The following is a 9,571-nucleotide window of genomic DNA, read 5'->3' as shown; positions in this document are numbered from 1 at the left end:
ACGCCACCTACTAATGCTGCTGTTGTCATTACGTTAAGAACTTTTTTCATTGTTGGTTGTTTAGACATATTAATGTATTCCTCCTGATGTTTGGTATTATAATTTTTCTCACTTGTTTTCTTTTTCTATATAAGTGAGTTTGTTAACTAACTTAAAATTTACTATTCTAGTAAATCATTTTTGAATCACACATTCAATAGTAACTAATTTCCAATTCTTTTATAGTTTAATAATAGGTAACAAGTTACTACTTCATGATTGATTCGTTTATCAGCACGTTTTTCAGTTCGATTCATGTCACTGTCGTGCCTCACAAGTTATATTAAACTACTTTTCAACGATCATCTCAATGACAATTTTCTTCCAGTTTGGGTTAAATCTCCTTATAGACAATATTCTAAAATAATAAAACTCTTATCCATTAAACAGACAAGAGTTTTATTAGTCTTTTCAATTAATCTTATTAATCTTCAGTTCCCACAGCAATCGAATTTTCTTCATATGTAATCCAATCGCTCCAGCTTCCTACATATAGTTTTACATTATTAAATCCTATTTCATTTAATGCAACAATATTAGGACAGGCAGATACTCCTGATCCACAATATACAATGATTTGATCGTCACTGTTTAATTTCTTAAATTGTTCCTTTAACTCGTCTAAGGACTTCCACTCATTTTGCTCATTGATGACATCTTTCCAGAAGTAATTAACCGCTCCCGGAATATGACCTGCCTTTATATCAATGGTTTCATTTTCACCTAAATATCGGTCTTCTGCTCTTGAATCAAGGAGAACTGCTTTTTTTGTTTCAATGTTTTTCTTAACTTCTTCTACACTGCTTAAAAGATCGTGTTGAATGCTTGCTTGAAATTCTTTGCGTGGAAATGAAGGAATTTCATCATTTACCGGATATCCTTTTGACATCCATTTGCTAAAACCACCATCTAATACATAAACTTTTTCATGTCCTAAATATTTCAGCAGCCACCAAAAGCGTGATGCCATCATACCACCTTGATCATCATAGGCAACCACTTTCGTATCAGCATCAATTCCTGCAGTACTAAGCTTGTCTATAATTCGGTCTAATTCCGGCATAGGGTGTCTTCCACCGTGCTCAGTAACCTTGCTAGACATATCCTTTTCAAGATCAAAATATAATGCACCGGAGATGTGTTCATTTACATAAGCGTCAAGGCCTTTTCCTGGGCTTCCTAATACAAATCGACAATCAATAATACGAATGGATGGATTATCAAGGTTCTCATATAGCCAGTCTACATTCACAATATTTTTCAAATTCTCCACTCTCCTTAAGCAATCTTTCTTTTTTAGTTTGATATCTTTTCAACATACTCCTTCACCATTTCAACAGTAACCTGTTTTCTAACAGGTAAAGAGGTAACAATTCCTTTTTTGCCAAGTTCATTCATTTCTTTCGTAACGGCATTAATTTTATCTGTTGAAAATGCCTCACCTTTTTTACACAATTCAACCGCTTCTTCTATGTAAGCTTCTCTTTGTTGGTCTAATTCAGTAAATCTTTTCACTATGTAATGTTGTTTTTCTGAATGATCGCTTATCGCATGATGTACACTCACCGCTAGTCTCTCCTTTATAATTGTTTCTATATTATTATTCATTTTATATGAATTAGATAAAAAGTACAAAAATACTTTTGCTTTCTTTTTTAGTATTCACCAAAGAAGTCTATCTTCCTTTAAAATTTTAAAGGAAAATTAAAATTTTAAGCGAAAACTAATATATGTCAGTATAATATTTCATTTTTTACATTACAAAGGAGATCGATATAAATGAAAATTGGTTTTATCGGACTTGGAAATATGGGCTTGCCTATGGCAAAAAATTTAGTGAAGGCAAACTTTGAAGTTGTAGGAAAAAACCGCAGCAAAGGCAAAGAAGATCTTTTCGTTGAGGCGGGCGGGAAAAGCGGACTATCAGTTGCCGAAATGGCAAAGGAACTTGACGTAATCTTAACATGTCTACCTTTACCTGCAGATGTGGAGGCTGTTTATTTCGGAGCAGATGGCTTAATCGAAAATGGTCATGAAGGACTAATTTTAGTTGACCATAGCACGGTTGCTCCAGGTTTAAATAAGAAAATTGCGGATGCAGCAAAAACAAAGGGAATCGAATTTTTAGATGCTCCAATCAGCGGTGGTAATTTCGGAGCAGAGGATGGAACGTTAACCATCATGGTTGGCGGTAAAAAGGAAATATACGAAAAGGTCCTTCCCTTATTTAATGTAATGGGTAAAAACATCTATCATATTGGAGAGATTGGAAGCGGATCTGTGGTTAAATTAATCAATAATTTGATGGTTGCCTTTCATACACAGGCCGTTAGCGAGGCTGTAACATTGGGTAAAAGAATGGGTGTGGACTTAGACCTCTTATTTAATATTTTAAACAACAGCTATGCTCAAAGCCGTATTTATGATCGTCATTACAATAGCTTTATAGCAAAAGACCAATTTGAAGCTGGATTTGCAATTAAGCTTTTACATAAGGATATGAAACTTGCTGAAGAAATGGCAAGTGGAGCCAATATGGAATTGCCGATCGGTGGACAGCTGACCAATATTTTGAAGGATGCGATTGAAAACGACCTCGGTGAACAGGATATGTCCGCACTGTATGTTCTTTTAAATAAGAAATTATCAAATTTAAATTAACGATAAAAGCCAACATTTCTGGGAATCATAGAAATGTTGGCTTTTCATTCATTAAGCTAAAAACGGTATTCGTACCATATCAAACGGGGTGGCCAGCCCTAGTAATTCTTCATCGGAATGGCCATTTTCAGTTATTAACACCGCTTCAAGTCGTGTTGCAAAAATGTCAAAATGATTTAAAAACTTTTCACGGACATCATATATATTTTGATTTTTATTCATAAAAATATAGTTTCTTTTAATTTTTTCAAAAGACATTACATCTGAAAGATAGGCGTCTAAACAGCTGTCCATTGGAGTCTTTTCGATATTCTGGGAAATCCACATTGTTATTCCCTGATTCGTTAAAAGACCTACAAATTTGTTATTATCGTAAACAGGGAATTGCGAATAACCATGTTTTTTTATAGTTTTTAAAACAGCTGTTAAATGGTCCGTTTTCTGGAACGTTTTAACCTTTCGTTCAAAAAACGGAATAATCGTTTTTGGTTTTGTTAATTCGCCTGCAATCTTTTCAACTAGTTCAACGACTGATAGATGCGGCTCCGCAATTGTAAACGCTGGATAGTGACGTCCATGGACAATCGCATTTCTAAGTTCAGATAATTCTTTTAGATCGTCTTTATAGGTCATAATTAAACCACTTTTCTTCTTCGCCATATCAACCAGACGATAAAAAGGAATATGACCACGTGCATCGACCATTTTTTCAATTTCACTGTTAATGATATTAAATGCACTAAGAAAACGCTCGGAGTTTTTTAAATCTTCTCTATTAGCTGTATTTTCCATGTTTAGTTCTCCTCATAGATTGTGTATCCATTGTCTAGATCCAGCGCCTATCGCCTAGCAAACTTCAGGTCTCCTCCAGTTTGTACGGCGATGAACAAGGCGCTTGCGCTTTTCTTATAAAATAGATTGAATTTTTGATCTTGCGCTTTCAAGTTTTTCAATATCAATTGTTTCAGACAGTGCTGCAAAATACCCTTCAAAATAGTCATCAACTTCAATAGCGATTTCTTTTAAAACGTCTTCAAGAGACGACAATAAATAGGTATGATATACATCTTTTAATAGAGCTGTTTGTTTTTCAATATAGGAATGAACAGGTTCCTTAAGCTGTTCTTCGAGTCCATCCTTTAATTTACCTTTACCACCTTGTTCAAAAAACGATTTTGGACTTTTAAATATGGATAAAACAGATTTAAAAGGATCCCGTGAAATTTTTTCAAGGGCATTCTCAAAATCCATTGTCTCAAAATGGCGGGCTTCAACAGGTAATAAAGGAATTGGATGAAGCTCATCAATCATTCCTTCCATACTACGGTGTACTTCTTTCAATAATTTATTAATATGGTTTTCAATACGTAATGACGTAGCTCGTAATTCCTGGGACAAGTCAAAACCGATATGAACTAGCAATTCATCCAAACAGCTTTGGATTGCCTTTTTCAAATCCCGACCATCATCTCGCAATGATGATGGGTTAAAGGCTTCATTGTAAAAATCACTAAAGCGGTAAAAGACACGTTGGGCCACGTAGAAAAGTAATTCTTCGACTTCCTGTGCTAACGACCTTTCTTCTACCTTGAATTCCTTTGATTTTAGTTTATCATGAATTTGTCCTTTAGCTTTCTCGGCATTTTGACGTTTTTGTTCCTTTACCTCATCACTTTCCTTAGCTGTCGCAATAATATTTTGAAGCGCAGCTACAGATCGTTTTAAGTCCTCGTGTGCCGTTTGAATGGAAATTTGGACTAAATCGTTCATAATAAACGAATAGAATGCTTGTTCAAAGGCGGTGATTCTAGATTCGCTTGAAACGGACTTCCCTTCTTTTGCTTGTAATTTCTCTTCTAGCGCCATCTTACTTGATAACGGATAAATCCTTGGGAAGCGAATTCCAAATTTCTTAAGCTCATCACCTACATAATCAACAACCAATTTTAATTCTTCCTCAGACTTCGCAAGATCGGCTGCATTGACAATAAAGAACATCTTGTCCATTTCAAATGCTTCTTTCACCCGTCCAAGTTGAATTAAAAACTCTCGATCCGCTCTTGAAAACGCATGATTATAATAGGTTACAAACAAAATGGCATCTGCATTTTTGATATATTCAAAAGCAACTCCTGTATGTCTTGCATTAATAGAGTCCGCTCCTGGCGTATCTACCAATGTGATTCCTTGCTCTGTTAGTGGACAATCATAATAAAGCTCAATCCATTCCACAAAACAAGATTTTTCCTCTTTGGCAACATAATCTTCAAATGCCTTCAAATCTACAGTTAACAATTCCCCTAAATGTGGAGCAATGAAATCATAGCCAATATGAACAGCCTTCAAAAACGAATAATGCGGCTTTTCCTTCGGATCATTCCCTTCGTATGATAACGAGTTAATAACTGAAAGGGCATCTTCCATGGAAGCACATTTCTTTTGAAACAAGGCTAATGACTGTTCAACATCTTTAAAAATTTGCTCTTTCGTTTTTATTTTAACTAAAACAGTCCCATGCGGATGTTCAGCGCTCGATGGCAATATTTTATTTATCGTCGCTGTAGTCGGGTTTGGTGAAACAGGAAGCAACTTATCACCGATTAAAGCATTTGCAAACGATGATTTACCAGCACTAAATGCTCCAAATAATGCAATCGTAAAACGATTGTCATTTAATCTATTTGCTTTTGCCGCCATATCACTAGCAAGGGTATGAATACCTTTAATCCCGTTTAATGAACTAATCGCCGTTTTTAATTTTGCAACCGTTTCTCCTAAACGTTCTTTAACATTAAAGCTATCTACAGATTGAACAAGATCTTGCTCAGGGTTCATTTCTAAAACATTGTCAATCACTTGATCAGTAGGCTCAATAGATGCTCCATTCAACTCTTTATGTTCCGCCATTTCCATTTGCTTAATTTCAATCGATGGCGTAGTTCCCTTAAACTGTTTCAACCAGTTATTAGTAGCTTCAAGAACATACTGCTCTAATGTTTCCGATAAAAGCGCCAATAATTTTATTTCTACGCTATTTCTTTCTTGTTGAAGCATTTTCAATCCATCAACAGCGCGCTTATATTGCGTGTAGTTCGCTAGGTTTGCTTCAACCTCGGAAAGTTCACGATCGATAACTGAATAAATGAGGTCCTTACCCTCTTCAAATTTTTCCAATGCACGATTTTTATATAATCGTTTTAATTCATTCGAAACATCGTTTGTATAATTTAAAATATATTCCCCGGTTAGGCCTGCTCCCTTTTTAACAAGCCCTTCTAAAAGCTCCGAACTAAATCCTACTGTTAATTCTTCAAAAATACTGTTAATAAAATCCTCATTATCTATTTGATTTTGCTTGAAAAATTTAACGGAAAAATCTTTTATATGCCAATCAAGCTGTGCCTCTACTTGCTTCTTAAAACTCTCATAAAAAGCATTTAATCTTAATACTCTTTCCTCTTCTGTTTTCTTTTTCGAAAAAAGAAATCCAATCTTAAAATCAGGCTGACAAGCCTCTATAAAAGAATGGGCTAAATCCCTTGTTGCTGCAGGCATTAAATAAGCATTATCAAGAATTTTCTTAATTTCATCTTCATATTGCTCTTTAAGGTTATTTTTTCGATATTGTAATGAAGCTTGACTTTCTTCTAAATCAGTAACCTCTTGAAGAACCTGCTTTCTTTCATTTTCAGGTAAATCCTCCAGTTGGGCTTCAAAATCCTGCCGCGCGTCATCATGCTCATTATCAAAATATAGCAAATGGTCTTCTATCAGCGGTTTTGCTGAATTTAATACACTTTGAAGCAACAGTTCTTCTTTATTATTAATCTGGTTTTTCAAAAATTGGTCGAGCTTGCTATATTCATTTAACGGATGATTCAAGTCTTTTAATGATGTAAAAAATAAACCATCGATATTGACGCCCCAGCTTTTGAACGACTCTACTACACTAGTTTTGTACGATTCAAAGCTTAACTCTTCCTCATTGTGTTTATCGATCATGTTGATTACAAGGTAAACTGGTTTTTCGCGGTCTTTTAATGTTTTCGTAAACGAAAAATTCAGCTCTGATTGAACATGATTGTAATCCATTACATAAAGAACAATATCTGCTAAATGCAGAGCAGATTCAGTAGAAATACGATGGGCATCATCTGTTGAATCAATTCCGGGCGTATCCATAATGGCAACACCTTCTGGGAGGCTTATATCTTCATCACTAATTTCAATTGAGATGATGTTTTCGCCATCTTTTGCAAAGTTTTTAACTGCTTCAAAATCATATGGAGCCGGAAATTCAACAGGATCGGCTTCTTTGTAATAAACCCTTGCATAGCTTTTTCCTTTTTTGATTTTAACAAGGTTCGCACTTGTCGGAATTGGACTGGATGGTAAAACTTCCTTTCCCATAAAATGGTTCATCATTGTCGATTTTCCTGCAGAAAAGTGCCCGCAGAAAGCGATCATAAATTCTTTGCTTTTTAGTTTTTCGACAAGCTGCTTCACTTTTTCAGCGTTGTCATTGTCCCCTTTTTCTTGCAATTCTAAGTATAGTGCTGCTAAACGATTAATTTCTAACATAATAGTAATCTTTCCCCCATATATAGTGCGGTAACTAAATAAAGTAAACCCCTTTTTATGTTATCAATTGTTAAGCTTTTGCTCAATTGTTTTTCACATCCAGTATCAAATTTTGTCAGAAAAAACAAAAAAGACATAAGGAATCAACCGATCATTCCTCATGTCAATAAGATACATTGAAAATTATGTAGTTTAAAAATACACGGTCTTAGGTCTTTAAAGGCTTAATTTGACCGTGTACGTGGGTCGACTTTGTGAAGGATATAATACATTAAAGTTCCATAAGTAACAAATGTAACCGAAATAAACGCAAATACCATTTTCCAACACCATCCAATCCCGAGTTATTACCATACCGATAGTGATAATTATTATCAATTACCCGTTACCTTTATTATAATACCATTGAGACACATTTTCAATAAGAAATTTGTAACCGATTTCTTCCTTGCCCAATTTTTTATGTTCGCTCTCTCGTAGGTGCAAATCGAGCCCGTTGATGAAATACTGCTTTGTAATTCGTTTCCCTAATTAACGCATTTTCCTCGATTGGTATGCGTATGCTTAAGACAACCATGTTTAGAAGGGTAAAAATGATGGCTGTTAAAAACGCATTAAACATCAAAGGTATAACCAATAGTTCAACTACCACCACTAAATAATTGGGATGGCGGATAAATTTATATGGTCCAGTTGAAATAATATTGACATTAGGCATGATAATGATTTTTGTATTCCAAAACTTTCCTAAGGATAAAAGGCTCCACACTCTAAGGCCCTGAGCTAAAGTGAAAAAAAATAAAAAAACGATCCATTGTGATGAAGTTGCTTTATTAAAAAACGATACTTCCATCATTAATGACATAAAAAACAGAATGTGGACGATCACAATATACTTGTAATGTTCCCCGCCAACTTCAAAACCACCATTGGCTTTCATCCATTTTTCATTCTTTCTGGCAATCCCAAGCTCCGCTAATCTTTGTAATATGACTAAGGATATGAAAAGCGAAAAAAACATAGTATTCCCTCTATTCCCAACGTAATAGTAATAATTCAGAGCTAAAGCCCGGTCCGACAGCTGCTGCCAGTCCTAAGTCGCCTTTTTTAGAGCTATTTTCAAGAAATTTCTTCAAGACATATAAAATTGTTGCCGATGACATATTCCCATAATTCGTTAAAATCTCAAGTGAATTGTTTATTTTTTCTTGACCCATTCCCAAGGTTTCAACATAGGCCTCTAAAACCTTTTTACCTCCAGGGTGAGCAACAAAATGTTCGATATCCTGAATTGTCAGTTCTTGCTCGTCCAAAAAGTTTTGAACGTTTGATTTTACCCATGTCCGAATGATCGTCGGAATATCTTTTGAAAAAATAACAAAAAATCCTTCCTTTCTAATGCTCCAACCCATGACATCCTCTGAATCGGACATCAGCATGGATTGTGTTGCTAAAATCCTAGGTAAAGCTATACTTGAATCTTTAAGTGAAAGATCAGCTTCTGAACCCGTTATTAAGGCACAAGCAACACCATCAGCAAAAAGGGAGGTCCCAACCAAATTACTTTTGGAATGATCATCTTTTTGAAAAGTTAGACTGCAAAGCTCAACACTTAATACGAGAACTTTTGCTTTCGGAAATGCCTTACAATATTCAAAAGCCCTTGAAAGACCTGATGCTCCTCCAGCACACCCCAACCCCCAAATCGGGATTCGTTTACAAGACTTCCTAAACAACAATTGATTCATAATTTTCGCATCAATACTCGGTGTTGCTAGACCACTGGACGTTATGTAAAAAATAGCATCTATGTCCTCAAATGGAATTGGTTTCTGTAAATAGGTTGGGTTATGCAAACATTCTTTAATCGCTGAAATGCCAAACTCAACGGCTTTTTCAATAAAGATTTCATTCTTTTCAGCGAAGCTATGGTCCTTGCTAAACCATTCCAACGGAACAGAAAAATAACGTTCCTTTATTTGACCGTTTTCAAACACCTTCAACAAGCGCTCGATTTCATGAAAGGAATCCTGAAACAACTCTCTTGCAAATTCGACTGTTTTTTCCTGTGAGATCCGATAGGGAGGTGTACAAAGACCTACAGATACAATACTAGCCATAAGTTCCCTCTTCTCTTTATCCATTTACTGTTATATTTTCCAATTAATAATATTTTAGTCATTAGAAAATTTTACTTATCAGTGCGAAAAAAAACCTCCCTGAATTAGAGAGGTTGAAAAAGCGGAATTCATTTAGAAAACCGACGTTTTGAAGGTTTGTTGTGCAGTTT

At 35.2% G+C, this 9,571-nt stretch carries 7 protein-coding genes; 1 reads left to right on the top strand and 6 read right to left on the bottom strand.

What is annotated here, in order from left to right; translation table 11 throughout:
• Positions 1–463: 463 nt before the first annotated feature.
• On the bottom strand, positions 464–1,303 hold the full coding sequence (locus tag BAZO_RS10620; RefSeq protein WP_003331480.1) for a sulfurtransferase: 840 nt from the start codon (positions 1,301–1,303) through the stop codon (positions 464–466).
• 32 nt (positions 1,304–1,335) lie between these two features.
• A complete protein-coding gene (locus tag BAZO_RS10615; RefSeq protein WP_003331478.1) occupies positions 1,336–1,605 on the bottom strand; it encodes a YpbS family protein in 270 nt (89 codons plus the stop codon).
• A gap of 213 nt (positions 1,606–1,818) precedes the next feature.
• On the opposite strand from BAZO_RS10615, the gene BAZO_RS10610 reads away from it, so the two are divergent.
• On the top strand, positions 1,819–2,700 hold the full coding sequence (locus BAZO_RS10610) for an NAD(P)-dependent oxidoreductase (protein ID WP_003331477.1): 882 nt from the start codon (positions 1,819–1,821) through the stop codon (positions 2,698–2,700).
• 51 nt (positions 2,701–2,751) lie between these two features.
• Here BAZO_RS10610 and BAZO_RS10605 read toward each other — a convergent pair whose 3' ends face one another.
• The 4 genes from BAZO_RS10605 to BAZO_RS10590 form a co-directional block, all read right to left on the bottom strand.
• Positions 2,752–3,492, bottom strand: a complete 741-nt coding sequence (locus BAZO_RS10605) for a CBS domain-containing protein (RefSeq protein WP_003331476.1) — start codon at positions 3,490–3,492, stop codon at positions 2,752–2,754.
• Positions 3,493–3,606: 114 nt separating this feature from the next.
• Entirely contained in the window at positions 3,607–7,281 is a 3,675-nt protein-coding gene (locus BAZO_RS10600; protein ID WP_003331475.1) for a dynamin family protein, read from the bottom strand.
• Positions 7,282–7,741: 460 nt separating this feature from the next.
• Entirely contained in the window at positions 7,742–8,302 is a 561-nt protein-coding gene (locus tag BAZO_RS10595) for an isoprenylcysteine carboxyl methyltransferase family protein (protein ID WP_003331474.1), read from the bottom strand.
• A 10-nt stretch (positions 8,303–8,312) separates the two neighbouring features.
• The gene (locus BAZO_RS10590) at positions 8,313–9,401 is read right to left on the bottom strand and encodes a type III polyketide synthase (RefSeq protein ID WP_003331473.1); all 1,089 of its coding nucleotides are present in this window, start codon (positions 9,399–9,401) and stop codon (positions 8,313–8,315) included.
• Positions 9,402–9,571: the final 170 nt, after the last annotated feature.

Source organism: Schinkia azotoformans LMG 9581, from assembly GCF_000307855.1.
Lineage (GTDB): Bacteria > Bacillota > Bacilli > Bacillales > Bacillaceae_J > Schinkia > Schinkia azotoformans.
The sequence above is the reverse complement of the archived record's forward strand: the minus strand, read 5'-3'. Positions and strand labels throughout refer to the sequence as shown.

What these genes read in the sequence shown, in the direction of transcription:
- BAZO_RS10610 (WP_003331477.1), top strand. Translation starts at nt 1,819, where the DNA reads ATGAAAATTGGTTTTATCGGACTTGGAAATATGGGCTTGCCTATGGCA.
- BAZO_RS10605 (WP_003331476.1), bottom strand. Translation starts at nt 3,492, where the DNA reads ATGGAAAATACAGCTAATAGAGAAGATTTAAAAAACTCCGAGCGTTTT.
- BAZO_RS10600 (WP_003331475.1), bottom strand. Translation starts at nt 7,281, where the DNA reads ATGTTAGAAATTAATCGTTTAGCAGCACTATACTTAGAATTGCAAGAA.
- BAZO_RS10595 (WP_003331474.1), bottom strand. Translation starts at nt 8,302, where the DNA reads ATGTTTTTTTCGCTTTTCATATCCTTAGTCATATTACAAAGATTAGCG.
- BAZO_RS10590 (WP_003331473.1), bottom strand. Translation starts at nt 9,401, where the DNA reads ATGGCTAGTATTGTATCTGTAGGTCTTTGTACACCTCCCTATCGGATC.